Here is a 25,900-nt window from a genome sequence, read left to right as displayed (position 1 = left end):
CTGGTATACGCATAACATTAACATGTTATGCGTATACCATTTTTTAGCTATTGCAGCTAACCATCCACTTCCATCTCCTCAAACCAATTTCTCAGCTTTTCCACAGCTCTGGTGTGTATTTGTGATATACGCGAGCGAGAACTGCCCTTGCCGGCTTCTCTGCGCATGGCAGCTATGTCGTCATAAACCATGGGCTCGTGATCAAACAGGCCGTTGTGCAATATCACTACCTGACGTTCATCATCGGTGAGTACACCGGACTCCTCGGACAATGCCTCCTCAAGCCATTCTTTTACCTGCTTGTTGTGTAGGTCATTGTCATAGTTGACGACAACCATGCTATCTGCGTCAGTAAACATGATTGTCTGCGAGGACAGCACAACATCGGTGGATATATCGCTGTTGATGGCCTTGTCGGGATTATCTACGGCTGCGGTCATGCCTATATCGGGATTGAGTACAAAGTTGTCCACAGGTATTTCGCAGTCATCATTATGCTCTTCTTCCTTTGCAGGTGAGTCCTCTTCCTTGAAGAACGCCTTTGCCTTTGACGCCTTCGACCCCTGCGGCAGTCGTATGGTATTGTACTCCTGGAACGTCTGTGTCATGGCTGCCGTAATGTCACCGTAGGCGTATGCTACAAAAGGGAAGCCTCTTGATGGATCAAATCTGTTGATAGCATCGAGTATGTGCAGGGAAATATTCTGCAATGCCTCATCGTACAGCATGACATTCATGCGATAGCGCTTCTTGCTCAAAAAACTGGGAAAATAAAAAAAGACCTTCAGATATATGGTCTCAAGTATGAACTTCTTCTCACTTTCTCCACATGTATTATCCTTGTAGCAGGCTATCAGATCCTCTACGCGCATCTTGTCATACTTGTCGAATAGCGGGTTTTCCGCAAGCTGCTCCCTTCTGGACTTGATATAATTGTTAATTTTCGACATGACGCCGGAATTATTTTTTGGCATAGTGTTTTCTCTTTGGATAAAAGTATTGACAAACCGCCCGATATTGGGTAGTTTTCAAGGGTAGCCGAAATTTTCGGTTAGCATGTTACACCATGCGACAAAGCGGTTAAAGCTCGTGATTATAAAAGAGCTTAAATTAAATATATGACGCTTGTTTTTGTTATAAGGATATACATGGATAATTGTGTCCATGTATATCTTTTTGTGCGTAATTTTGTACGTAAAAACCAAAGGAGTGACAATTATGTCAAACGAAGTGCTTGAACAGTATGCCGAGGCAAACCGCAACCGTTTTCTTCCCGCAAAGGCGAACGACGACATTACAAGCGTTGCTGTGTATGGAGAAGATGGATCCGAATCCGTAATGATAAACGGGAATGCGTATCCTATCATGGACGCGTATTTTGAGCTTTCCCTGGTGCAACCAGGCGCTTTGAGGTTCAATGACAAGCTCAAGCCAGAATATGTCGGGAAGTTCTGGAAGAAGCTTTCCGAGGAACCAAGTGATGAGGATATCGTTGACCAGCTGTATCTGATTCCAATCTGCGTTCTCAACTACAGCAGGTCCAAATTTGCCAAGTTTGACGGTAACAAGACCTCTACACCGCTGTGCCGTTCTCGTGATGGCATGTATCCGGAGACCGGAGAGCTTACACCAGACGCTCCACAGTGCGCCAAACTTGTAAATAATCGTCTTGTTCCGCTTTGTCCTTCCGCCAAAAAGTCTCCGTCCGGAGAGAAGGCTCAGTGCACATTGACGGTTAATGTCGCCTTCCTCGATATCCAGGAAGGAATTCCGCTGTTCATGCGTATGCGTGGCACCGGTATGCAGGCGTTTATCGACCTGGACAAGAATATGGCACGTGCCCGCAATGTAGCCAGAATTCGTCACAGAAGCCTGGACGATTATGTGGTGCTCCTCAAGGGGAAGCATGAGGGCACATACGCAAGGCTGCTCGCGTCCTATGTGAAGGCTCCAGAAGAGTTTGGAGATATGAGCACCTACAGGACACTTGCGGCCTACTACAGAGCAAAGCTCTTCAATCGCGCACCGCAGGAAGAAGAGCCAATTGATGTTGAAGAGGCGACGGTCATTGAAGAGAAGGCCGACGCTGAAACGTTTGATATTTAAGGAGTTTTTAACACATGTTCAAAGCAATCGCTGAAAAGTTCGAAATCTCTCAGGCCAAGGCCAAGGAAATCGCCGAGTTCATTCTGGACACCATCGTCAACGAGGTGACCGAGAAGGGTCGCTGCTTTGTTGGCCGTAACCACTATTTCAAGAAGGTGGACCGGAAGCCTCGTCGTTTCCATAACCTCCAGACCGGACAGACCGACCTTACCAAGGAAGCCAGCTTCATCGTTTACAAGAAGCCCGTGGCAACGGCCTAGCCAGTTACAGGGGAGTTCCGGTATGCTGGGTCTTTCCGAGGTATTGCGGGAAATTGGAAAGCACAAGGGTGGCTTGCCTACATCGTATTCGCGGATGCATACGCTGCTCGGATGCCCTTTGTCTTTCTTTCTGCGATACCAGAAGAAGATTCAGCTGCCGAAACTCCCCGCCAATGACGATATGGTTGTAGGCAAGCAGGCCCACTGGATTATGGAAAATTCCATGAAGACTGCCTACAGCTGCAAGGACTTTTCGCTGGCTGGCGCCGAGTTTGACTTCTTCTTCGACTATGTGTATCAGAGGAGTACAGTTGAGCAGGCGTCTATATTTTCTGATATTCAGAAACCGATGATGGCTGTTTTGGATCGCCTGCTACAGCTGATGTCTACCGCTGGGACGGAGATATCGACTGAAAAGAAGATAACTCTCAGCCCTGGCGGTTTGCCGGTCAAGCCGACACGAGCCTATTACCCGAAAGGAAAGTATCCACCGCTCGGTTTTCTTGGGTATATAGACCTTGAAATGCGTCGTGATGGATGGATGAATCTTGTAGATTACAAGACAGAGCATCCTACCAGAGAACGAAGAGAAGAAGTAATACGCCAGACAGGTATCTACTCTTATGTCGAGTTTCTGTCGGACCCCACACTAAACAACGTAAACACCTATTGTATTTACCTGAAGGACGCCACAATCGACAAGGTTGCTCATTACAACAGGGAGAGGGACTTTGCTTCCCTTGAGCATAATGTACTGACACTGATGAACGATTACCTGGTTGCCCTGGAAAATCTCGAACCCGAACCCCGCGAAAACCGTTACTGCGAGTATTGTGATTTTCGTGTGGCAGGCATGTGTCCCCTGCACAAGGAGATGACCAATGGCGAGACAGCGCAAGAAAGGAGAGAGAAAGTCGGTAACCTGGGAGCGGTTGCGTGAAATATGGTCAGCTGCCCCGGCTGCCGATTGGCTGGCGCTGTTGCAGCGTATCGCTCCGAATCAGAAGTGGACGAGGAATGGTCAGACAATAACCGGCCTTTGCCCGTACCACGATGAAAAAACGCCCAGCCTCAAGTTGCAGTTTGGCATGAGGTTGGGCAAATGTTTCGGCTGTGGCAAAACCATAACCGACATTGTTCAACTTGTGGCAAAGTTGCAGGGATCCAGCTACCTTGCGGCTCTGATATACCTCAATGCCGAACTGAAGCTGGAGAACATCCTTGGGGATGACGCGGACAAGTTCTCGGAATTCCATGAAATCGAGGAGATGAAGAAGGAAGCCGCAGTGGCTTTCGGAAAGCTCGCCGAAGAATTCATCCGGGATCATCCTTCCTATCTCGATTATATGCGCCCCGCAGCGGTGTATCTTGAGAAGGCACGCAATGTGCCTGTCTCGATGATACCAAACCTTCCTGTGGCAATTTTCGGAAAGCCCGAACATGTCAAAAAGTATATAAGTGAGGAGTACCATTCCGCTTATGACAAATACTTCAAGGAAGCGAACAGCTTTCGTATGTGGGGCGATGTCATATTCTGGTACAACGACAGTCCTGGTACCATATCAAACTTCAAGCTGCGTATGCGTGCGAAGGAAACCCAGGCCATTATGGCCTCGGTGGACAAGGTTGAGGACCTTGACCCCAATGTTGCGCGTACTCTCTTTTCTAAAAACTTCTACATAGTGAAGGATCCTGTGGAAAAGCGCCGTATGGGCGTGTTTGGGCTCCATCACTATTCCCGCCTTATCTCTGATACCAGTACAGCTGCTGTCATAACCGAAGGGGAGTTTGACGCTCTTTCGATTATGGTAGAGCAACTCAAAAACGGGTACACCACGGATTTTCCCATCTTTGCCGGCGGTGGTGGGGCTGCCACCGATTTCTCGTTCCTGAGAGAGTGCTGGATACGCACATTGTGCATAGTCACCGACGTTCCGGGCGAAAAGAAGGGCACAGAGATCGCGTACAGCTGGCTGTGCCGTCCCGATAACCATCGTGGTGACCCAAGCAATCCTCCCATTCAGTACCGCATCTTTACCTGGCCTCCGGAGATGGCCAACAATGTTGGCGACCTGGATGAGGCCGTACAAACACACGGCTACGACTTTGTACGTGAGCAGATATGGGTTCAGCGCGAGAATACTTACCTGAATCAACTGCCCTGGGTAGAGGAGCAGTGCGATCAGGCTCTCGCCAAGCTGAACGCTCGGCTTGACTCAGAGCAGGAGCTTGCCAGGGCGTCCGGACAGGAAACCGTTGCGTCCAACCTTGCCAGCGAACGTGCCGGCAAGTTGCGGGAAGTGCTCGCCTACTGGCTGAAGGCAGTCTATGACAAGGCCGACAAGGCGATGTTCATATCGGTCTATTCCAACAAGACCGGTGTGGACCTTTCCCTGGATGACGTTGTGTACAACGATGTGCACGATGTGAATACCATGGATGGCGCTACCCGTGTGGCCTATGACGCTTTTGTGGATCAGGTGAGCATACCGTTCTACGAAAGCCGTCAGGGCGTAAATGTGTACTGTGTGTACTCCCGCCTGAACGAGACCTACTGCATGCTGTCACTCAGCTCGGAGATGGCTCTGCAGACAATGGTCACGCAATACGTTGGTATGGACATGGTGGACTGGCTCAAGCGTATCCTGCGCAATGCAGTTACTATCACGCCGCCACAGGCCGAGGCCGAGAAGTACGCCTCGAATCCTACCTCTCTTCGCACAGAGGAGATTCGTCGGGGTACGGTTGTCATGCGCAAGGTTATGTCCATGTTGGCGGCAGCTTGCGTGGACAAAGGCATACTCACGAGAATCGGGCAGGGTATCCACTACAAGGATATCGCGGGCAACAACCATGTGTATGTCGTTAACGGTTCACGTGTGTTTCGGGGCACGTACAACCCTGAGTCCGGTTCGAAGATAGAGTGGGAGAGAATACGCGATATCCGTGACGGTCGCTTCTACTTTGCCATCAACAACAAGGACAAGTGGTCTGAGACTGTCAATGATATTCAGGATTTGTACTACGGCATGCAGGTTGACCTGAACAAGACCTACAACGATATTCTCAATATCGTTGATGGATGGCTGTTCGAGAATCACGAAATCATGCGCAAGTACATCGCTGCATGGATCATGTCATTGCCCATCCAGTTGGCTACCAAGCGTGTGAACGTCACGTTCATTACTGGCGAGTCAACTTCGGGCAAGACCTCGTTCGCACAAGGACTCTTGGGGGGTATATTCAGCACCGGACATGAAATCCCGTCCATTTTGGAGCCCGCGAAAGTTACGACGAATGCGACGGAAGCGTACATCTATCAGGCAATGGATGGATCCTCGGAGTTGCTGAATATTGACGAGGCCGAGACAGACGACACCACCGAGCACAATATGCGCATGAAGTCCATTCTGAAACTTGCGTATGGTGTGCCCACTGGTGGTTCGAAGATTGGCCGAGGTTCGGCGGCAAAGGCGGATGTCATTGAGTACACGCTGCAATCTCCTATCCTGTGTGCTGCTATCCACCTTCCTGACGATGATACCTTCCTGACCCGTATTGTCGTTCTCTACACCAAGAAGGACTACACGCGCAGGAATATCGCCGACATCATCAACGAGAAGTTCAGCGAACAGCAAGTGCACGAGCTGCGCAAGTCCATCACTACAGGATTAATCGGGTACATACCCGAAATCATAAACCGGCGCAGAGACCTGGACACCATATTGTCGAAGGTACAGACAACTCCTCCTGTGTCATCGCGCTTTGTGTCTGCGGTATCCACAGTTCTCACCGTGTATGAAATGTGTGGGACAAAGGATGATCCGCACGACCCCATAGAATTGTATAAAGATGTTGTATCGGCAAACAAGACGAGGCTTGAAACAGTGTATACAGCAGATTCCAAAAGCAGGATACTTGACAGCATTCTGTTTACCAAATGCATACAGGCTTCCAATGGGAATATATCCGAGAAGGTGTCTCCTCGTGACCTCATAATCGAGGGTACGATGGATGACATCAATGTTCTCAACAACTCTCATTGCGGAGTGTACTGCATACCGTCAAAGAATTGGCTGGTATTCTACTGGCGACAGATTCGCACAGCGATTTTCGGTATGGGGTATAGTCAGTACAAAAACCTTACTGAAGGCGGTATGCGCGAGAGCATCTCCAAGAACAAGTATCTTGTTGGAAATATAGATAAACAGACACACAAGCAAATTGTGAACGAACTCAATATCGTGGACGCCAAGACTCCCGCATCCTATTCGGTGGTGCAGATGGCGTATCTGCGAGATGATTTTGACAGCAACCAGATGCAGCCAGGTCAGAGGCATGTATCCGAAAGTTGCTGCCCACCGGAACCGCCGATGTCCTGCTATGATAACGACCCAGAGTTTGGCGGCTCCGCAACGTGTAAAGGAAGTGAGGATACAGACATGGACTTTGATATCTGACAAAAGGAGATTCTTTATGAACTCTTCCCTGTGTAGCGGTTGCCCTCTTGAGGGGCGTCCGTGCGTAACCCCAAACAGGGCTGGTGAGCAGAAAGGCGGACTGTACATACTGGGAGGCTTCCCGGATGCACGGTCCGCCACGGAGAATGGCAAAGGCAGTGTCCCGTTCATGGGACAAAGATCGAACCTTATCCGCAGCATTATGAACAAGCTGTACATGCGGCTTCCGGCAGGAGACAAGCCTACATGCTATTACGGCTACGCATGTTGCTGCAATCCTTCCTACAACAGGGAGACAAAACGGTATGACATTTCTGCGGATATCATATCCAGGTGCGCGAACTACGCCAGGGATTTCATCGATTTACAGCAACCAGATGTCATACTCGCGATGGGCGTGGATGCCTACAGGGCGCTGAACATCAAGGGCGTGGTATCAGCCAAGCGTGGCACACTTGAGCCGTTTACTGACAAGAATGGCAGAACGGTTCCTGTGGTATGCGCCTATGACTTGTCAACAATCGTGAAGAATCACGGTCTGGTGAACGTGTTTGTGAGTGACTGTCAGAAGGCATTGGATGTCTACTACGGTACACGCAACCATACGGAACCGATAGTGCATTGTCCGGTGACAGTGCCGGAGATATTGGCAAAGCTGAAGAATCTTGAGGAGGGGATAAACAGGTCACAACAGGAAGCCGTACCGGTGGCGTTCGATACGGAAACAACCTCGTTGTTGCCACATGTGCTGGAAGATCGCATTATTGTGATGTCCTTTTCGTGGGCGAAGAACAAGGGTTTGGCATTTCCCTTTGACCATCGCAAGGCGCCGTTCACAGCTGATGAGCGCAAGGCAATTCAGGAGGCAGCCGAGAGGATACTCAATCACCCCAAGGTGAAGCTGCTTATGGCCAACGGCTCCTTTGATATGCGTTATCTCTGGGGCAGGGGGATAACGTGTCCTCCTCAGTACTGGGATGTGATTCTTGCCGAGCATACCCTGGATGAGGCCAAGCAGGGCGAGTACAGCCTGAAGGATATTACTCGCGACAGGCTTCCCGGATACGCCAACTATGAAGAGGAACTCAAGAAAATAAGGGAGGTAGCGTGGAAGGACAAGGATGTTGAAGTTCGCAAGCTTGAGGATGAGGCGAAGGAGAAGACAAGGCAGAACCTGCTTGAGTGGTGGGTAGGTCTGGATACGGCCACACGTATCGAGCTGCTCGCCAAATGGGCTGCCGCAAAGTACATAACCGTCAAGGACACGGCATTTCTGGCTGAGGTAAAGCGCGTGAAGCGCAAGGGCGAGCTTGTGATACCCAAGAAGTATCTGGACTCGCTTAGTCGAATGGCAAAGCGCTTGCCGGATACGGAGATTCCCCAGGAAATTGTCGTTGAGCCTGATATTCCAGAGGAGCTCAAGTTCAAGTCCTACGAGGATATCGATCTTGATACCATTCTTCGTTACGCCGCGATGGACGTTATCACCACCAGGATGATATACGATATTCAGCTGGAAGAGATGCGCAAGAGTGACATACAGGACCAGTTGAACAGGCGTAAATACGGCAAGGAAATGAGCATGTTGCGTCCGGTTGGCGAGGCATACATGAACATTACCATGCCGTTGTCCGAACAGCTCGCCAGGATGCAGTTGCATGGTATCCGCATGGACCGTGACAGGATACGCGAGTATCAGGGCATACTGGAGAGGAAGACGGAAGAAGTTCTTGATCGTATGCGCACGGAGATAGGGGTGAGCTTCAACCCGAACTCCAGCGCGGATCTCGTGAAGATCCTGTATGAGGACCTCAAGCTCCCCATACTTAACTATACAGACAGTGGCGCTCCCGCTGTGGACAAGGAAAGTCTCAACAATCTGGCTGACGCTCACCCGGATCTGAACTTTCTGAATGATCTGCTTCTGTATAGAAGATTGTCCAAGACTTCAGGCACCTACCTGAAGAATTGGCTGGACAAGTCAGCGTACGATGGCCGTCTGCACACAGACTTTTTGCAGACTGGTACGGCTACGTATCGACTCAGTTCCAGCAACCCTAACCTACAAAACGTGCCGTTTAGTCTGAAGATGGGCGGGGACGAGATGCTCAACCTGAAAGCTCTCTTCCTTCCAGACGAAGGCTACGACATATACGACCTTGATATATCGAACGCTGAAATGCGTACTCTGTGCGCATACAGCATGGATGAGCACCTGATCGATGCTTTCAATACCGGGAAGGATATTCACTCATTGACTGGCGCGGGTATCAGTAGCGGTAGGTTTACCTACGAACAGATATGCGTCAACAAGGAGGACAAGACGACCAAGGAGTATAAGCAGAGGCAGGTGGCAAAGAAAGTAAACTTCGGTACCATTTATATGGTAGGTGCACAAACCCTCAAGGAGCAACTCTGGAACGGTATGCGCATCGATGTGACAGTAGAAGAAGCGCAGCATTATCTTGATCAGTTTTTCGTTACATATCCAGGTGTTTTTCGTTACATAAATGATACGAAAAACTTCGCGGATAAGCACAATTTCGTCTATACATACTTCGGAAGACGTAGGCGTTTCCCATACGCATACTATTCAAGAGGTGACAGGGAGCGCATGCACAGACAGGCAGTAAACGCAAGGATACAGAGTACCAGTTCGGATATCGTCATGTCCTGCCTGATTCGCGTAAACAAGTATTTGCAGTCTCGTAACGATGGCAGTTGCGTTCTTCTTACCGTTCACGACTCTATTCTCTTCCAGGCGCCCCATGGAGCATACACAGATCTCAAGTCTACCCTCGATAATCTGATAGTCGAGGAGACTCGCAAGCAGTGCCCATGGCTTCCTGTGGTCTGGAAATATGATGTAGGCTGGGGGCCGAATTACGGTGATACACACGGTAAAGTCGATTAAATTTTTGACCCCCTTTTTTGTTATAAGGATATGATTCTGTACGGGGTTAGCATTTAACGTCAAACAAATGGTGTACGTCTTACATGCTGGCGCATATAGGACGTACACCAAACGTTAACTCTGATCTGGTGGTTGTTCCTGGCAGGAAAGGAGTAGGCCATGCCGGATGAGTTCAATGCTGACTTCCTGCAGAAATACAACGGGGAATGGTGCAAGGTATTCACTACCAATTCACAGTGCCTCGTTGGTGTCGTGCACTGTCACGGCACATGGCTGGAGATTGTGCGAGACGCTGATAAGCGATGCACGGTAAATGCTTACCATATCATCAGTATTGGTAAGGTACGCGTTTAACACTTAAACTTGAAGGTCCTATGTTACACATCAGTAACGGCGTGGCAACCACGTCATCTATTGGTAATACTTCCCTCCACGCGGACACGCGGCTCAATGCGCTACGCTTTTGAGCCACATGTCCGCGTGCATAAAACGTATCTGACCTTCAATATCGATAAAAAATCAAAAGGCCATATGTTACGCATCAGTAACGACGTGGTAACCACGTCACTTATTGGTAATACCGTCGGACGCGTAGAGGCCCAGGATGCTACGCCTCCTGGCCCTCATCCGCGTAACCAACGTATCTGACCTTTTGACAAAAATCGCAAAGTCTCATGTTGCTTTCGAGCAGCGGCGTGGCAACCACGCCACTCATGGCTAATACCATGCGGTCGAGCCGAACACTAACAGATCCTGCGAATCTGTTAGTGTTCACCCGACTCATTGTATCTGACTTTGCACACAGGGTTTCAGGTTGTAAAACAACGGCGCGGTAACCGCGCCATTATCTGGCAATGCTGCACGCTGCCATTCTAACTTCTCCGGGACAAGCCCTACGAAGATAGAATCGCAGCCTTCGCATCAAACCCTGTAACCGACGGTTTTCTGTGGTCTCATGTTGTGCTTTAGCAACGGTGGGGTAACCCCACCACACAATGGTAATACATGTCTCGTCGAACGCCTTACCGGCTACGCCGTACAGGCGACTCGACGCACCATGCATCGGACCACAATTCGTTGAGGTTTAATTTTCAGATCAGGTTTCATGTTGCTTCACAGCAACGGTGGGGTAACCCCACCATTATGTGGAAATGCAGTCCCACTCCTCCGCTACGCTCGCACAGCCTCGCTCCGCCTCCGTCGCGGCATAGCATCAAACCTGGTTTACAAAGTGGCGAGCAGTATGCAAAGCGCATTTGCGTTTTCATACTGCTCGCCATATTTTTTAACTATGTGAAACTACTTGTAAAATCAAGTCTGCCAGTAATAACCCTGCATCCAATCCAGCCGAATACCATGGAGTGCAGGCTGTCGTCAGGTGCCTGCTGACTGTGTCTCCATACGCGCCTTGGTTTACCTATCTCTTCACCTATGTACACCTGGCGAATGTTGAGGATATCCTTGGCACTGGGGCGAAACTCTTCCCAGTTGTAGGCGTGTATCAGATTGCGTTGCATGTCGGCGAAGAACTCGTCGATAACCGTGGTTCTGTTCGCGGTAAAGAACTTGCCTGCCTCGTTCCACTTCAGAGGGGAAGAGGCTTCGCTATACATGACAGGAACAACCTGCATGGCCCCACTTACCAGTTGGCGTAGCTGGGACATAGCGAAATTGCCCCCGCCATGGTCACCGTACACAGCATCACAGTTGTATCGCAGCAGTATCCTGGCGATATCCTCAACGTGTCGTGTAGGTTCACCCTCATCATATATTCGGCCAAACACGCAGGTGTACCGTGCAGGAGATGTTCCATATGCATAGATGTGCAGGGTAGTGCGGCTGGTACCCATAACGCCACCGCCACCCCAGTCTATGCCCGCGACAAAGCCATCGTAGGATTCCTGTATGCTGCGTATTGGCTCATCGGACATCTTCAGGCTATCGATGCACATATTCCTGAGCATTTCTTCGGTAATGGGACTGTCTCCCTCACCGTTGGGCAAGCCCATTACCTCGTTGTCAAACTTGATGTCAGGGTAGGTCTCCAGCTTCTCCAGCAGGCGCTTCCATTTGTCGGCGGAGCAGCAATGGATGGGCATGATAATCTGGGGTATCCAGTAGCCATCAACCATTGGCTCCTTGTCTGTGTCAGCAAAGCTGTACCAGAAGCCATCGTATGTATTGAGCTCCTTGCCACACTTTGAGCAAATCAACCCGTGCTTGCCTATGTTCTTGCGTCCCGGCCTGTTGTAGCTGCCACAACCAGAGCATGGTATGAGCCATTCCTTCTTGGTGGAGTTGAGCCACAGATCCTCAAGAGGTGTGATGGTACTCTTGGAGGTACCGGCGTACATGATCTTGGGGTGAGCAGCCGCCGAGAGACACTCCTCAGCGTCAATCATGGCTTCCCAGAGCATGTCCTGCACTTCGTCCAGATACATGGATCTCGCGCTCTTGCCACGTACGCGGTCAGCCACATCACAGAAGTAGCTCATTTCAATGGAACTGCAATTCGACAGGCGCTTTTCAAACACATTGTCTATCACACTCTTTCCTTTGAAGAAGGTGTGGTAAATGAGTGGCGACTGCCGTAAGAATGGCGCAAGTTTGCTATTGGAAAAGCTTCTGGTTTGCGCTTGGGACGAGTTGCAATACAGACAGGCAGTGTAGGGCTCTTCGACAACGGATATGGTGAGGTCAGCGCCCATTGTCGTTGTTTTGGATACCTGACGGCCAGAGCGCATGAGTCGCCTCGGCCAGGGGCTATTCAATATGTTCACGAACATGGGATAGTCCCTGAGCGAATACTGCTGTCCGTTCAGGCTCAAAAGGCGTTCCGCTACCTCGGAGCGTGTTATGTCGAGTTGCAGTTCTTCCATTACGCTTGTTTGTTGCGATACAGGTTAGTTGGCTCGATAGAGAATGGTTGGGTCGAAAAGGAGTGCGCCAGCTATCTTTGCGAACTGGATTTGTTCCGGCCTGGACAGCTGCTTATACTGTTCGCTGTTCAGGATGGCGTCCGCAGTAGGATTATCGAGGCCGCGATACACCTCGCGAACTTCGTCCACCAGTTCCTTGCTTTCGATGTACCGCTTGGACTTTTCGGTAAGGCCGTTCATACTGTTGAGCAGCTCGGAAGCGAAGTCGAGACGCCTGGGCAGAGCTATCCAGCCACGGTATTTGGCGACAGACGCCACATAGTTGGGCACTTCCCCTGCAAACTCAAAGGTGTGGTTGGGGCCATGCACGGCCCTCAGTATCTTGAGTATTTGGGGTACAGCGTAGCACAGCTCTTCAACGTACGGAGGCTGCCAGGTGTCCATGACGCATACGCAGTTGTTAAAGGCCAGTACAGCCTTCTCGAACGATAACGCCATGTTGAGCACAACGGTAGCGTTGGAGGCTACAGACTGTACAGCAAGCAGCTTGTCCTCGGCCAGGTCGTCCACGTCATTTCGCAACTGCATGATGAGGGTTTCCGGTTCCCATTGCAGCCAGGGCTCGCCCTCGAACAGCTTGTCGCAGGCGAGGTAGATCTCGATGGGGTGAGAACCCAGTAGTACGTCGTTAGTCACTGAGGGGGTATTATTCTCCATTGGGCGTCTTCCCATGCACTGCCGCTTCGTTCTTGTCGAATTTCCTGGCGTCCTCACCCTCACGCTCACCGAAAAGATTCATAATCTGTTGCAGACGCTGCTGATTGATGCTGCCGTCGGGATTCTCGACTTCATCGAGTGCGGCCTCGCCAAAGCGGGAGATAATGTCGGATCTGTCCAACACAGGCTTGGGCTCATCAGAGAGCTCGCTTTCTCCATCCTCGGCTGTCTTAAGAACAGCGTGCCAGGCGTCTGGCAGGCGCTTGTCATAGGAGATGTCGGACAGACCGTTTTGCTCGTCCAGGGAGAAAACAGTCTCGGCAAGTTTGGAGAGATTCTCGTCTGTAAAGCTTTCGGGATCAGCCTGCTTCAGCATTTCGGCAAGCTTCAAGTAGGCGCTGCCATCTTTGCCGGCCATGTCGCAGGCAACCTTGCGGTAGTGTAGCTGTTCGGCAACGTCAGGGCGCAGCTGAATGTTGGTACCGGCATACAGAGAGATACTTGTAGGTAACTCTTCAGCTACCTTGGCGTAGGCAGTAGCAAAGCTCTTGCGATCATCATAGCTCAACTGACGGTAGTTCTGCTCAAAGTCGGCGCCAAGCTTTTCGAGCTCCTCTGGCGTGCTTACCGATAAGCCGGGAAGCAATTCTACTGAAGCCGTCTTCTCGGCAGGCTCCTCTTCGGCAAACTGCGGTGCATTGATACCGTAGAGGGTTTCGCGAACGCTGATGCGCTTGTCGATTTCAGCAGCCTCGGCTTCCTTCAGCAAATGCTTCTGGCCTTCAAAGTAGACACGGCTCAGAAGGGTATCCTCAAGAGTATCACAGGGAAATGTAGCGATAGTAGCAAGTTTGTCCATGCGCTCTGGCAATGCGTACAGCGTATCGACAACGTGTTGAAATTCCTCCTCGCTGGCAAGGTTGGAGGCTATTTTTGTGAGCACGGCCCCGGAACGGTCCGTGTACTGGTCCTGTATCTTTGGTGTATCTTTAATCATAAGTGTCTCCGCTATAGAGGGGTATACAAAAAGTTGTCATTAAATTTTTGGGGTGTTTATGTGTTATAAGGTAATGTTACGTATGGCTGTTTAACTTAACAATAGGTTAAACCGCTGTATGCGTTAATATAACAATGGAGGTTTGCATGTACAGAACAGTTTCCATTTCCATTCCAGTACAGCAGGCTGTACTGCACACATTTGTTTTCGACAAATCGGACAACAGGTATTTTAATAAACATGGCAGAGCCACAATTCACACATGCTCAATCAAGGCATATCCGTTTTTGAAAAGAAGACTCATAGACGTGTTCGGAAGCTTTGTTGTCGTACCAAGAGGAATAGCGAGTAATATTATGTCTGCGATAAATTATCAGAACATTCATTTCTGCGAGGAAATCGTTCACAGTAATGATGAGGACAGACAGCTTATTGTTGTACCTGTATACGAAAGGGAGGGCTGTGATGTTCCCATTCCGGTAGACAAGAATGTTCGCTTTGTCACCACGCTTTTTCAGTCGTACGGTAATATTTCATCAAGGCCGGAGATACGGATACTGATTGGTCAAAACTACAGCAGGTTTGATGACTACATTTTCGATAAGCACATTGAGACCATATACAATGGTAGCCACAGGGAAGACCTCGTAGATGAGGCCACGCTTGCAAATCTGTGCTATATGTAGGGAGGTGAGACAGGATGAAGCTCAGGAGTACTGAAGCATCGCAGATGATGAAGCTCATTGATAACTTCTCTGAGTTGGGCAGTCTGCTGCATATTAAAAACAACCACATGGCCTACGCCAGGAAATTCCGGGACGACCTGCGCAGGAAGATCAAAGTGGGCAAGCGTACCGTGTACGCGAGCAAGTCTCCGTTGTCGGTTATCCAGCGGCGACTTGGCATGGTGTTTAATATTATGATGGACGACCTTCCGTATAACGAGGTAGCCATCGCCTATCGTCCCGGAGTGAACGTGGCCGAAAAGCTTGCCGTGTGTCAGGGCAGCGCTATTATGATCAAGACGGACATACGTCATTATTACGACAACATTTCGTATGCCCATATCGAGAAGGCGCTGATGGATTGCGGCATGATAGCCAGGGGCGCCAGGTTGATAGCCAGCTATTGTACTATCTGGAACGGAAGATTCTCGTCCTTGCAGCAGGGCAGCGCGTGCTCACCGGCGCTGGCAAACATCGTGGGCAACAGATACTTTGACCGGCCTATCGTGAGGTGGCTGAGGGATCACTGCCCTGTGGAACACACGTATTACAGGTATTCGGACAATCTGGTGTTGTTCTGCAAGGAGGAACCAGGCAACGACTTTATCAACGAGTACAAGGAGTTCGTGAAAACAACGGCTGCCAGGGGAGAGTTTCGAACGCACTCCTGGAGCAGTATTCGCAACAACCATCCGACCAGACACCAGGAGTTCCTGGGTATCGTGCTGAACGAGGTAGCGAATATAAGTCGCGTCAAGCGAGATCGCATAAGAGCCATACTCTGGAATGCCGTAGTTGGTAATACGGCAGAGGAAGCAAAAAAGTATTTTGCTGATACCGGAGAACTTCCTCGTGGAATAGCAGATGAGGAGGAAGTCTACACAACAAAGTTTATGATGGCTATGCAGGGATACGTGGCATATGCAAGAATGATTCAGGACAAGTTCGCCAACAGAATTGCAAAGCTTTTGATAGCAGTAAGGATAAAAGACGGATATTTCAATGAAGATGGTATGATATTCAAATACGGTTTGGACAACAAGCATATAGAATGTGCAAAACTTTATAAAGATGACTCTGTTGGGATAGAAGAGTTTAGAAGAAGATTTCTTGACTGTTTGTCGTCCTAAACAATTTTGCGAACTTAAACATTATTAGAAATAATTGTGTTTAAGTTCGCTTATTGTTTTAGGAGGCTTGACTTAGTTGATGAATCAAAGTAAAGGAGAACGAAAGAGACACATCGATAATATTAGAAGAAGATACATCGAGAAGAAGGCAAGAAGCGCAGTACCGGAAGAAAGGTGCAGAAAGTGTGGAACATCTGCCTGGTATCAGGATGACACGGAAGGCGGCTGGTACTGCTTCACTTGCGGAGCTCGCGGGTACTTCAAGGAAGGAGCGTTTGTCCAGTACTAGCTATTACCTTGGCGTGGACCCGTCCATTACCAATACTGGCATTGCTATTTTAGACAATAATGCCAAGCTTGTAGGGGCAGTGGACGGCAGGACGTTTGTGGGGAAGGAAAAGGGCTTTGCGCGGTACAGGGTGCAAGTATCAGGACTTGTCGATTTTGTGCTCAACAAAATTGGTAATGCCAGGTGCGTATGCGGCTACGAGGGATACTCGTATGGCTCCGCGCACAGGGCGTACGACCTCGCTGAGTACGGTGGCATACTGAAAAACGCTCTCAGCGACATAGCCTCTATCATATATATAGTCCCACCAACCACAAACAAGGCTTTTGCCACAGGTAATGGCCAGGCAAGCAAGGACCTGGTGCGTAAATACGCACACGATGAAGGACTGGGTGACACATGCTCCAGCGATATATGCGACGCGTATTTTTTGGCGATGTTCGCCGCGTTCGCGGACGGGTGCAAAAAATGCGTTAATCGCAGTATGTTAAGAAAGAGGATGGCATTAGCCAAAAATTATCGGGAGGTGTTATAGGTGTACTATGCGTTTGTGGTTTCCAACGATAGACCTGACTTTATTGGCGAGGTCGTCAGTGACGTTAACAATGATGGCGTCGTGCTGAAAAATCCTGTCGCCGTTAACTATAACAGTATGCGTGGAGAACCTACCACTGAGTTTATGCCTATAGGCATGAGTCCTGATTATACGCATACGTTTACCGTTGCGATTACCAGCAGGAACATCATGTATATAGTTGTGGGTGATGAGAATCAGATATTTGCGCAGAAATATCTCGATTTCATCAAACGTCATCAACAGCATCAACAAATTGAGGCTGATCAGATGGTTTTATCGCAGTGACATCGTTATGCGTAACATCGTACAGGTTATCAGCTAACGTCATAAGTGTAGGTATAGGTACCTGCAGCGTTTGATTACCTGACGGTAATCCATACTTACGAACACTATTTGATGTGAGTATACCGAGGCGTGTGAGCCATAGTGCTTCACCGCCTCTTGTTGTTTCTGATGTTGTCCACTGTGCCATATATGTATACCTATATATGCATTTGAAGGTTTTTTATGCTTACAAATATTTTCAAATGACTATATGCGTAAAAAATTAAAAAAAGTACTTGCCTTTCTTGCGGAGTTTCTGTAAAGGATAATCAACCTCCTGACAGCTACAGATAACCAAAGATAGTTTTGGAAACAAAAGGAGATCCAAAATGAGCAACTCCGTATTCCTTTCCGCAGAACCCAGCAACGGCATCCGTACTGTTGAGCCCGCAGTGGTCATTGGACCTGTCCGCATGTACGGTGTGGACTGCTTCCCAGTGTCCCCGGAAATTGTCAGTGTCGGCAAGATGGGCGAGTACGCTCCCTGGTTTATGGAAATCGGCCTGAGAGCCATGCGCGATATCGTCAACGAGTGGGTGGAGAAGATCATTGGCAAGAATGTTGTGGTCGACACAAGCCTTGCCGGAGACGGTTCCATGGTGTCTCTGCTGGTGAATGACGCTCCGGCAGGCGCTTACGGAAATCCTGGTCTCTGGCAGGTGATACCCGTTCTGGTAGCCGGACTGATGGCCAAGCCCGGATCTGTGCTCAAGCTTGAGCACCCGGACGCTTTTCTCAGTGAGGTCGGGCAGGCAGAGCTTGGGAATTTCCTGGCGAACGTGGCGTCAACCGGCGTTATGGTAGTTGTGGAAACCTACAGCATGTGCCTGATGAACAGTTTCCGCATCGCGCAAAAGAACGGATTGATTAACTTTACGGTATGCATGCGCACGGACAACGCCCTTGTTCCTGTAGATCTTGGAGAGGAATGGCCTGAAGACTTCTTCGATACCCAGGAGAAGCAGCTGGCTATCCTCATGGGGTAAGCAATATATGTCTCTTGAAATTATCACCGGCAGATGGCTTCCGAGGCTACATCCCAGGTGGTGGGAGCATCCACGGACATCGGCCATCATTATGGAGGCTCGGGATTTCGGCGGGCATGAGTATTTCAAACCCGCTGACTTCGACGACGACAATCCGTTTGTGACCATCACGGAGCTGTCATTCCCGTGGTATCTGCTTGAGTATGGTGCCGAAAGATATGAACACCTTGTGACAGAAATCCTTCAACCTCTTAATCCTGTGCGTATAGTTGCGGAAGGTCACGATGACATCGTGACGAGTATGAAGTACGGGATGGATGGAGTGCTGAATATACCCCTGTATATGCCCGCCGAAATCACACAGGTTCTGCCTGTGGTTATGGCTGCTGATATGCTTCCCGCAGGATACACCCTGTACCTTGAGCAGCCGGACGCATTCCTCAGCGGAGACGCACAGGCAAATCTGTTTGACTTCCTGTGCGAGAAGGCCGTCGCCGGGCTAAACATTGTGGTTACCACCCACAGTCCCGCCAGCCTTGGTCAGGTACGAGTCAATGTTCACGATGGGAAGATCGCCCAGGATGACGTGATTCTTATCTTTGAGGGAAAGCGTCTGAATATCGACAGTGATGGTCACATCGATGATTGGCCAGATGGATTCATGGATACATATGATAAGCAGCTGATGAAGTTGCTGTAGACCTTCAGGGGGTATGTGTGAAAAGCACATACCCCCTTCTTAAATTATGGCCCTGTGACTATTAAAATTTCAGGGCCTGTTTTTGTTATAAGGATATGAAATAACTGACGTATACGTAGGTTTTTGTCAGGAGGAAGTGTACGTCGGTGAAACTACAAGGAGGTGTGCCATGCGCAAGAGAAGGCGCAGACGGTTACGACAAGGGCTCCGCCCAACGATATTGGCTGAGGCAATGATCTTGTAATCTTGTAATTATTAAATTCTCGGAGGTGCGTTATGCGCAAGAGAAGGCGTAGACGGTTATGATGCCGGATGGCTTAGTTAGAAAAAGGTGCGCCAGTGGTGTGGGGAAACAGTACCCACGCTACTGGCGCACCGCTTGTTTTTAGGTTATCTGGGCAAAGGGGGTACGGTGATGCCATGGAACAGTGTTCGGCAGCCTGGGATAATCTTGCAGCAGAAGAAAGAAATAACGACTTATGTTACGGATTGGAGGGAAAACTTTCCGAGTTGTATGGATTGCTCCAGGCTGCCGATAAATATGAGAAAGCTTCTAGATATCCTGATGCTGATTCTCCAAGTGTGCTACACAAAAGCTTACACGTATTTTTACCTTCAACAGCAAACAAAAACAGACCCCCTCTCCCGCCGCCACATTAGCAGGAAAGGGGGCCTGTGCTCGAAGCCGCCGATACACTGGCGTATTTCGTGCAAATAAGCTCCCCGCATCCAAGGGCGCATGGTGCAGGGAGCTCAACGCTACTTGCCGGGGTTAAGTGTAAAGCAAGTGTACAGATAATATACAGACAAGGGGCGCGGCTTGCAAGCAGGCTGCGCCCCTTTGACGTGATACTACTTAAGGAGAAGTAGAGGTGTGCAGGGTGTTGCCCATGTAACAACGAAGGACTCGACCAACCTTCATTGCGAGCACCTTGCACAACTACGACTATACATTATCTGGCGGTGATAAGTAAAGGTCGTGCAGGGTGCGGCTATTTTTAGCCTATATTAATAACAATATTGCTTCAATGGGGCCCGATGGTCACCCATCGGGAACACCCTGCACAGCTATGTCTATACAGCATTTGATATTGGTAAGTAAAGGGTATAGCTCGCAAGCAAGCTATACCCTTTAGTGTGACGCTGACTACGAGGTGTAGGAGTCAAAGGTCGTGCAGGGCGCGGCTATTTTTAGCCTGTAGCAATCACAATATTGCTTCAATGGAGCCCGACAGCATGGCTGCCGGGAAAAGCTGTATAGCCGTTCAAGTTACAAAAAAATGTACTAGCTTCAATGGAGCCTGGCGGTTACCCGCCAGGAAACACCCTGCACAGGATTTTATAGATTGAGGGGAAGGTGAGTGTCAATAGGTAAATGCTGTGCAGGGTGCGGCTATTTTTAGCCTATGGAAGCCAATGGAGCCCGGGACGGTACCCGGGATGTAATAACTAGGAAATACAGCAGTACTTGCATTGGCTCGCTTCAATGGAGCCTGGACGTTACCAGCCAGGAACACCCCGCACGATTTCGCCATACAATATGTGTTGGGAGATAGTCAAGAAATTTTCACAGTTTAGGCAGTACTGGCACTTCTCTAAATTTTTACGTAAGTTATCAGACGCAGGAGGTTAGCCATGGATTTTCCCCCGTCGCGAAAGCTTGCCGAACTGGGCAAGCGCGTCCCGGTACTGAACAAGTATGTGAACCATGTGCTCTCCTTGCGCCCGGCATATTGGAGCGCTCCGGAGATCGTGTTTATACCTATCTCCGTATGGGCGAAGAGCCTCATAAAAATGGGAGAGATTGGTGATCCTCCGACAGATGAGGATGTACGCTTCGCTGGCGTCACTACTGGTCTGATAGCCTGGCGGTACAGCCAGGGCGTTTACCACTTTGACGACAACCTGCTGGTGGCGTTGAAGGACACAGACACCGATAAGCCCATACCCATCGATGTGGTAGTCAGGCTGCCGGAGTACGCTATCTACATTCAGTTGCCAGACTGGTTTTTCGAATCACTGCCTGGCGTTGTGGGGACGCTTGTCTTCTACGATTTTGATTACGGCACACAGTTGTTGGAGCTGCGCTTCGTGCTGTTCTTGGAAGAGTATGAGCCTGTGCAGATCGTCATACCTTTGGAAGAAGGCTTGAGCGTCAGCGAGACGCTGGCAAAGCTGAATGCCCCTGCGGTCGAGTATATGAGACAAAAGGGTATGCCGGAGATTCCGCCCGATGAGCATTACAAAAAGGATGTGCAAAGCCTTGTGGCTCTGGTATTGTATCTCTGCTCCGACAAACCGGAAATAGACAACCTTCGCCAGCCCGGCAAATCTCCTGTTCGCCCCAAGCCCAAAAAGGTAAAGGGCGGTATGGCCTTGTTTCCAGCGCAGAAGGTGACGGTTTGGGAGGTAGGACGCAGCCTGGGCCAAGCCCTGCGCGATGCTGTCGCCCAAAAGCCGGAGTACGCGGGTGGTACGCACGCAAGCCCACGGGCACACGTTAGGCGCGGACATTGGCATGGATTCTGGACTGGTCCGAGGAAGGGGGATAGGACGTTTGTGCTGAAGTGGCTCCATCCCATGCTGGTTGGGATGGAGAAAGAATAAAGGAGGGAATACTATGAGATTATTTGTGGCACTTATTGCAACCCTTATGCTTCAGGTGTCTTGCTTACCTCAGAGACAAGCTAAGGTTGTAGAAATTAAACCTGTTAAAGTGGCAGAGATGACTATTATTCAGGGGAAGACTACAAAACAGGAGATACTCGATAAATTGGGTGCTCCGAGGTCATTTCACAATTCTGTATATACTTACTGGTCACCAGATAATAGTATGGAGTATATAGATATTACATATATTGAGAAGGATGGAACAAAGTGGAACTTTTGTGTTGCTAATAGACCAGAATGTAAGCTATATTTTACTGTACATCATGAATACAAAGGAGATGGTATAGATAAATATGTTGATAGCATAAGTTTCTAAAAATTAAAATAAAAGCCCCACAAAGTTTAATAAACGTTGTGGGGCTTTTATTTTTTCGTTAATTTGGCGATTTTGTGTTATAAGGATATGAAAGAATAGACTTATCTATTATTAAATTTTTGGGGGTCATTTATGTTATAAGGATATGAAAAATAAACGGTAGGTGTATCTATAAATTTTCGTCAAAATGCCACCAAATGTGTTATAAGGTAGTAAGAAGGGAAATATAGCATTATGGCAAGGAGGTGATGCTGATGCCTATATGGCTATTATTAGGCTGTAGGAAATTGGAAGGCATACTTTAATAAATAGGAGGTGATGTCAATGCGGCTTAGGTCGCGGTTATTAGGCTAGGGGATAGAGGAAAACAATTTAACCAAAGGAGGGAAGATATTATGCGGCACCAGTCGCAGTTATTAAGATAAGGTGGCTAGGGTGCAGGATGAGGAAACAATCAAATGACGGAGGAAGGATAACATGCGCCAAGCGCAGTTATTAGGATAGACGTGGTTTGGGGACAAGAGTGAGAAACAATCAAACGAAGGAGGTTAGTGGATGCCGTACGGCCAACCGTTATTAACCTAGTAAGTTAATCTGGAAACTATACTATTCGCGAGGAGGTTGGAAGATGCCAAGAAGACATGGGTTACTAGGGTAGGAGTGGTACGTCGCAGCTGAGTTGGGCATTAAGGAGGCCCAAGACGATGCGGTTATTATTATGATTGGTAACTCGGTAGGGTAGAAAGCGTAAGCGGCAGCAGGGTTGGTAGCCCTGCTGCCGCTTACGCAAACATTTGTTTTTTAGCCGAAGGTGGGGTAGAAATGGTGTAGAATTTGGCGTTTTTGTAGGTAGGACTTGTGGACGCTAGACTTGCTTAAGCTAATATTTGGTATGAGGGGAGGACAGGTTGAAAGTACTGTCATTATTTTCTGGATGTGGTGGCATGGATATAGGTTTTGAAGGCGGTTTTTCGTGCTTGAAAAAATCTATTAATCTTGAGGAGCACGCAGACTGGGTGGCTAATAATAATGGTGATTGGGTAACATTATCACCAACAAAATTTAGGACTGTCTTTGCTAACGATATAAGACCTGACGCGAAAGCGGCATGGGTTTCTTTTTTTAGCTGTCGAATAAATAACGCTGATGATGTGTATCATCTAGGTAGTATAGTAGACTTGGTAAGAAAACATAATACTGGGGATTTTGTGTTTCCAGAAGGTATTGATGTCGTAACGGGTGGTTTTCCATGTCAGGATTTCTCAGTGGCTGGTAAAAGATTAGGATTCAAATCTAAAAAAAGCCATCTTGGGGGAACGCTTGACGCCGGTGAGCCATCCACTGAGAGTAGGGGGAAATTGTATATTTGGATGAGGGAAGTTATTACGATAACTTGCCCTAAATTGTTTATAGCTGAAAATGTAAAGGGGCTTACCAACCTGGAGGATGTGAAAGAAATTATTGAGCGTGATTTCGCTGAGGCTGGCGATGGTGGGTATTTGGTTGTTCCAGCGAAAGTTCTGCGTGCCGCTGATTACGGCGTTCCCCAATCAAGAGAGAGGGTCATATTCTTTGGCTTCAGAAAGAACGCCCTGACCGCCGGAGCGATGGAGGCGCTGTTGAGCAAGGATATTCCAGAGGAATATGATCCTTACCCATTACCGACTCACGGGCCCGGCTTACTGGATTATGTTACTTGCTCTGACGCCTTCACGGGTCTCGTCGAGCCAGAGGTAGCCACTGATAAGTCACAGGAAAAATACTCAAAGGCAAAATACATGGGGGCTCATTGCCAGGGGCAAACGGAAGTAAAGCTTGATTCCGTTGGGCCTACAATCAGGTCTGAGCACCACGGGAATATCGAGTACCGCAGGCTATCCAAGGAGCATGGTGGCAAGCACGACGCCGAGCTCGCCGCTGGCCTTCCAGAGAGAAGGCTCACTGTGAGGGAGTGCGCCAGAATACAAACGTTCCCGGACGAGTATCAATTCATACTCGCGAAAACAGGCAAGAATGTGTCTGTATCTTCTAGTGACGCTTATAAAATTATTGGTAACGCCGTACCATGTGTGCTTGCGTACAATATAGCGAAAAATATTGAACGTAAGTGGGAAAAGTACTTTAAGGAGTAGCGTATGATAGTGTGCGTGACATCAGCCCCTAGCGAGAGTGAGTTCTCGTTATTAATGCGCAGGACTGACACATACTTAAATAATGACGCGGTGAGCAAACGGGCCTATTATATAGGTCGCTCAGGGCTTGACCTGGAGAAAGATGTGGCTCACGCTCTAGACATAAGCGCGAGGGGAACACCTTTTGAGAACACTATTAGACTTGTGTCTGGTCATAAGTTTCCTGATATAGTGGCGTCTGGGATGTATGGCGTTGAGGTAAAGAGCACAAAAGAAGACAAGTGGCGGTCTACTGGGAGCAGTATACTGGAAACCACGCGAATAGACGGCGTTGAGCGCATATACATGACGTTTGGCAAATTGGGTGGTAATCCTATCCAATTCAGGTCAAAGCCATACGAGAAATGTCTCTACGACATAGCGGTAACGCATATGCCCAGATACCTAATTGATATGGATTTGTCTGATAACGCCACTATATTTGACAAGCTTAAGATACCATACGATCAGCTAAGAAACATGGATAACCCCATTGAGCCAGTAGCAAAATATTACAGATCTCAGTTAAAAGAAGGTGAGAGTCTGTGGTGGGCTGGTGACTCCACAACAGGGAATGATGTGGTACCAATGAAAATAAGAATGTGGGACACACTGAGTCTTAATGAGAAAAAATATTATATAGTGACAGCGCTTCTTAAGTATCCTGAGATATTTGCCGGCAATTATAATAATTTTGCTTTTTGGTTAGTAACTACTAAAGGTATTGTGGATATACATACAAGAGACTCTTTTAGCGCTGGTGGTAAATTTCCTATGGAACTCGAATCTGGTGAAATAAAAAGATTTCCTGCAGTGTATGGAAGAGTTTCAGATAATTATTTCTCTATATGCGATAGAATAAAGAGAGCTATATTAAATAGACAAATACAAGGTAATATAAGGGATATAATAAAGGAGTGGGTTACGAAAGTATCTATAATCGCCTCTGGGAAGACATCAAATGGAATTACGAGAGGTGAATCTGAGTATGTGCTAAACAAAATTTTTGCGCAGTATTTCAGGACAGAGTATCGTGGGAGATAGCAAACGATCATTTGAGGTAACGCACAGGATAATGTCGTCTATAAAATCAAAGAACACTGTCCCTGAGTTACTATTGCGTAAAGCTCTTTGGCGAGAGGGTCTACGATATCGTGTTAATTACTCAAAGCTTCCAGGTAAGCCTGATATAGTGTTTACAAAATATAAAATCGCCATCTTTTGTGACGGCGATTTTTGGCACGGGCATAACTGGGTAATCAGGAAAATGTCTTCCCTTGATGAGGAACTATCGCATTATTCTGAGTTTTGGCGGAATAAAATAAATAGAAATATTCAAAGGGACGCTAAGGTGAATAAGGAACTTAGCGATCTTGGTTGGGATGTATTACGGTTTTGGGAGAGCGATATAAAAGAAGATATCAATAGCTGTGTAAAAAATGTAAAGGAGTTACTTGAGACGAAGAAGGTTCGGGCCGGTCACACGGATTCGTGTTCTTCTTGCAGGGGTTAGCCGAGGCGAAAGCGCGAAATTACGCTTGACAAGCGCCACACGTTGGCGTAGAGACATTTTTCGCACCGACTGAGCGGGAGTAACTCAGTGGTAGAGTGCAACCTTGCCAAGGTTGAAGTCGCGGGTTCAAATCCCGTCTCCCGCTCCAGAACACAAGGCGGAATAG

Annotated in this window: 21 protein-coding genes and 1 tRNA gene; 18 read left to right on the top strand and 4 right to left on the bottom strand. The window is 48.5% G+C overall.

Annotated features, from left to right (window positions below; all coding sequences use genetic code 11):
- Window positions 1-56: 56 nt before the first annotated feature.
- Window positions 57-950 (bottom strand): sigma factor-like helix-turn-helix DNA-binding protein, encoded by an 894-nt coding sequence (locus B5F76_RS08275; RefSeq protein ID WP_162608769.1) that lies wholly within the window; start codon window positions 948-950, stop codon window positions 57-59.
- 268 nt (window positions 951-1,218) lie between these two features.
- Between B5F76_RS08275 and B5F76_RS08270 the strand changes: the two genes are divergently transcribed.
- Genes B5F76_RS08270 through B5F76_RS08250 form a run of 5 tightly spaced genes read left to right on the top strand, consistent with a single transcriptional unit; the run spans window position 1,219 to window position 9,740 of the window.
- Window positions 1,219-2,106, top strand: coding sequence for a hypothetical protein (locus B5F76_RS08270; protein ID WP_087353199.1), 888 nt, complete (start codon window positions 1,219-1,221; stop codon window positions 2,104-2,106).
- Window positions 2,107-2,120: 14 nt separating this feature from the next.
- Window positions 2,121-2,366, top strand: coding sequence for an HU family DNA-binding protein (locus tag B5F76_RS08265; RefSeq protein WP_087353197.1), 246 nt, complete (start codon window positions 2,121-2,123; stop codon window positions 2,364-2,366).
- A gap of 22 nt (window positions 2,367-2,388) precedes the next feature.
- Complete coding sequence (locus B5F76_RS08260) at window positions 2,389-3,306, top strand: RecB family exonuclease (protein ID WP_087353195.1); 918 nt, start codon at window positions 2,389-2,391, stop codon at window positions 3,304-3,306.
- Window positions 3,248-6,826 carry a CHC2 zinc finger domain-containing protein gene (locus B5F76_RS08255; RefSeq protein ID WP_087353193.1) on the top strand — a complete coding sequence of 1,193 codons (3,579 nt, stop codon included), beginning with the start codon at window positions 3,248-3,250 and terminating at the stop codon, window positions 6,824-6,826. The genes B5F76_RS08260 and B5F76_RS08255 overlap by 59 nt, the downstream gene beginning before the upstream one ends.
- Before the next feature lie 16 nt (window positions 6,827-6,842).
- The gene (locus B5F76_RS08250; RefSeq protein ID WP_162608768.1) at window positions 6,843-9,740 is read left to right on the top strand and encodes a DNA polymerase; all 2,898 of its coding nucleotides are present in this window, start codon (window positions 6,843-6,845) and stop codon (window positions 9,738-9,740) included.
- Window positions 9,741-11,029: 1,289 nt separating this feature from the next.
- Here the strand turns inward: B5F76_RS08250 and B5F76_RS08240 are convergent.
- The 3 genes from B5F76_RS08240 to B5F76_RS08230 are packed head-to-tail and all read right to left on the bottom strand — an operon-like array spanning window position 11,030 to window position 14,333.
- Window positions 11,030-12,619: a phage terminase large subunit family protein gene (locus B5F76_RS08240; protein ID WP_087353187.1), complete on the bottom strand. Its 1,590-nt coding sequence runs from the start codon at window positions 12,617-12,619 to the stop codon at window positions 11,030-11,032.
- A gap of 24 nt (window positions 12,620-12,643) precedes the next feature.
- Window positions 12,644-13,336, bottom strand: a complete 693-nt coding sequence (locus tag B5F76_RS08235; RefSeq protein ID WP_087353185.1) for a hypothetical protein — start codon at window positions 13,334-13,336, stop codon at window positions 12,644-12,646.
- A complete protein-coding gene (locus B5F76_RS08230; protein WP_087353183.1) occupies window positions 13,326-14,333 on the bottom strand; it encodes a hypothetical protein in 1,008 nt (335 codons plus the stop codon). Before B5F76_RS08230 ends, B5F76_RS08235 begins: the two co-directional genes overlap by 11 nt.
- A 146-nt stretch (window positions 14,334-14,479) precedes the next feature.
- On the opposite strand from B5F76_RS08230, the gene B5F76_RS08225 reads away from it, so the two are divergent.
- From B5F76_RS08225 to B5F76_RS08165, 13 genes are all read left to right on the top strand, one after another.
- Window positions 14,480-15,019 carry a hypothetical protein gene (locus tag B5F76_RS08225; RefSeq protein WP_087353181.1) on the top strand — a complete coding sequence of 180 codons (540 nt, stop codon included), beginning with the start codon at window positions 14,480-14,482 and terminating at the stop codon, window positions 15,017-15,019.
- Between the two features lie 14 nt (window positions 15,020-15,033).
- Window positions 15,034-16,188, top strand: coding sequence for a reverse transcriptase domain-containing protein (locus B5F76_RS08220; RefSeq protein ID WP_087353179.1), 1,155 nt, complete (start codon window positions 15,034-15,036; stop codon window positions 16,186-16,188).
- 185 nt (window positions 16,189-16,373) lie between these two features.
- Window positions 16,374-17,012 carry a hypothetical protein gene (locus tag B5F76_RS08215; protein WP_087353176.1) on the top strand — a complete coding sequence of 213 codons (639 nt, stop codon included), beginning with the start codon at window positions 16,374-16,376 and terminating at the stop codon, window positions 17,010-17,012.
- Window positions 17,013-17,339 carry a hypothetical protein gene (locus B5F76_RS08210; protein WP_087353173.1) on the top strand — a complete coding sequence of 109 codons (327 nt, stop codon included), beginning with the start codon at window positions 17,013-17,015 and terminating at the stop codon, window positions 17,337-17,339.
- Window positions 17,340-17,707: 368 nt separating this feature from the next.
- The gene (locus B5F76_RS08205; RefSeq protein ID WP_087353172.1) at window positions 17,708-18,364 is read left to right on the top strand and encodes a hypothetical protein; all 657 of its coding nucleotides are present in this window, start codon (window positions 17,708-17,710) and stop codon (window positions 18,362-18,364) included.
- Window positions 18,365-18,371: 7 nt separating this feature from the next.
- A complete protein-coding gene (locus B5F76_RS08200; protein WP_087353170.1) occupies window positions 18,372-19,064 on the top strand; it encodes a DUF3696 domain-containing protein in 693 nt (230 codons plus the stop codon).
- Window positions 19,065-19,484: 420 nt separating this feature from the next.
- The gene (locus B5F76_RS14875) at window positions 19,485-19,724 is read left to right on the top strand and encodes a hypothetical protein (protein ID WP_162608767.1); all 240 of its coding nucleotides are present in this window, start codon (window positions 19,485-19,487) and stop codon (window positions 19,722-19,724) included.
- Between the two features lie 975 nt (window positions 19,725-20,699).
- Window positions 20,700-21,671 carry an AcrVA2 family anti-CRISPR protein gene (locus B5F76_RS08190; protein ID WP_087353166.1) on the top strand — a complete coding sequence of 324 codons (972 nt, stop codon included), beginning with the start codon at window positions 20,700-20,702 and terminating at the stop codon, window positions 21,669-21,671.
- Between the two features lie 13 nt (window positions 21,672-21,684).
- A complete protein-coding gene (locus tag B5F76_RS08185) occupies window positions 21,685-22,050 on the top strand; it encodes a hypothetical protein (protein WP_087353163.1) in 366 nt (121 codons plus the stop codon).
- Between the two features lie 908 nt (window positions 22,051-22,958).
- A complete protein-coding gene (locus B5F76_RS08180; protein ID WP_087353161.1) occupies window positions 22,959-24,182 on the top strand; it encodes a DNA cytosine methyltransferase in 1,224 nt (407 codons plus the stop codon).
- 3 nt (window positions 24,183-24,185) lie between these two features.
- Entirely contained in the window at window positions 24,186-25,265 is a 1,080-nt protein-coding gene (locus B5F76_RS08175; protein ID WP_087353158.1) for a hypothetical protein, read from the top strand.
- Complete coding sequence (locus B5F76_RS08170; protein ID WP_275074573.1) at window positions 25,255-25,734, top strand: very short patch repair endonuclease; 480 nt, start codon at window positions 25,255-25,257, stop codon at window positions 25,732-25,734. The genes B5F76_RS08175 and B5F76_RS08170 overlap by 11 nt, the downstream gene beginning before the upstream one ends.
- A gap of 73 nt (window positions 25,735-25,807) precedes the next feature.
- Window positions 25,808-25,882 (top strand) — tRNA-Gly (locus tag B5F76_RS08165).
- Window positions 25,883-25,900: the final 18 nt, after the last annotated feature.

Origin of the sequence: Desulfovibrio sp. An276, from assembly GCF_002159665.1 — a bacterium.
In the GTDB taxonomy this organism is placed as follows: Bacteria; Desulfobacterota; Desulfovibrionia; order Desulfovibrionales; family Desulfovibrionaceae; genus Desulfovibrio; species Desulfovibrio faecigallinarum.
The sequence above is the reverse complement of the archived record's forward strand: the minus strand, read 5'-3'. Positions and strand labels throughout refer to the sequence as shown.

Excerpts from the sequence above, each read along its gene's own strand:
- B5F76_RS08275 (WP_162608769.1), bottom strand. The coding sequence starts at position 950 with ATGTCGAAAATTAACAATTATATCAAGTCCAGAAGGGAGCAGCTTGCG.
- B5F76_RS08270 (WP_087353199.1), top strand. The coding sequence starts at position 1,219 with ATGTCAAACGAAGTGCTTGAACAGTATGCCGAGGCAAACCGCAACCGT.
- B5F76_RS08265 (WP_087353197.1), top strand. The coding sequence starts at position 2,121 with ATGTTCAAAGCAATCGCTGAAAAGTTCGAAATCTCTCAGGCCAAGGCC.
- B5F76_RS08260 (WP_087353195.1), top strand. The coding sequence starts at position 2,389 with ATGCTGGGTCTTTCCGAGGTATTGCGGGAAATTGGAAAGCACAAGGGT.
- B5F76_RS08255 (WP_087353193.1), top strand. The coding sequence starts at position 3,248 with ATGGCGAGACAGCGCAAGAAAGGAGAGAGAAAGTCGGTAACCTGGGAG.
- B5F76_RS08250 (WP_162608768.1), top strand. The coding sequence starts at position 6,843 with ATGAACTCTTCCCTGTGTAGCGGTTGCCCTCTTGAGGGGCGTCCGTGC.
- B5F76_RS08240 (WP_087353187.1), bottom strand. The coding sequence starts at position 12,619 with ATGGAAGAACTGCAACTCGACATAACACGCTCCGAGGTAGCGGAACGC.
- B5F76_RS08235 (WP_087353185.1), bottom strand. The coding sequence starts at position 13,336 with ATGGAGAATAATACCCCCTCAGTGACTAACGACGTACTACTGGGTTCT.
- B5F76_RS08230 (WP_087353183.1), bottom strand. The coding sequence starts at position 14,333 with ATGATTAAAGATACACCAAAGATACAGGACCAGTACACGGACCGTTCC.
- B5F76_RS08225 (WP_087353181.1), top strand. The coding sequence starts at position 14,480 with ATGTACAGAACAGTTTCCATTTCCATTCCAGTACAGCAGGCTGTACTG.
- B5F76_RS08220 (WP_087353179.1), top strand. The coding sequence starts at position 15,034 with ATGAAGCTCAGGAGTACTGAAGCATCGCAGATGATGAAGCTCATTGAT.
- B5F76_RS08205 (WP_087353172.1), top strand. The coding sequence starts at position 17,708 with ATGAGCAACTCCGTATTCCTTTCCGCAGAACCCAGCAACGGCATCCGT.
- B5F76_RS08200 (WP_087353170.1), top strand. The coding sequence starts at position 18,372 with ATGTCTCTTGAAATTATCACCGGCAGATGGCTTCCGAGGCTACATCCC.
- B5F76_RS14875 (WP_162608767.1), top strand. The coding sequence starts at position 19,485 with ATGGAACAGTGTTCGGCAGCCTGGGATAATCTTGCAGCAGAAGAAAGA.
- B5F76_RS08190 (WP_087353166.1), top strand. The coding sequence starts at position 20,700 with ATGGATTTTCCCCCGTCGCGAAAGCTTGCCGAACTGGGCAAGCGCGTC.
- B5F76_RS08185 (WP_087353163.1), top strand. The coding sequence starts at position 21,685 with ATGAGATTATTTGTGGCACTTATTGCAACCCTTATGCTTCAGGTGTCT.
- B5F76_RS08175 (WP_087353158.1), top strand. The coding sequence starts at position 24,186 with ATGATAGTGTGCGTGACATCAGCCCCTAGCGAGAGTGAGTTCTCGTTA.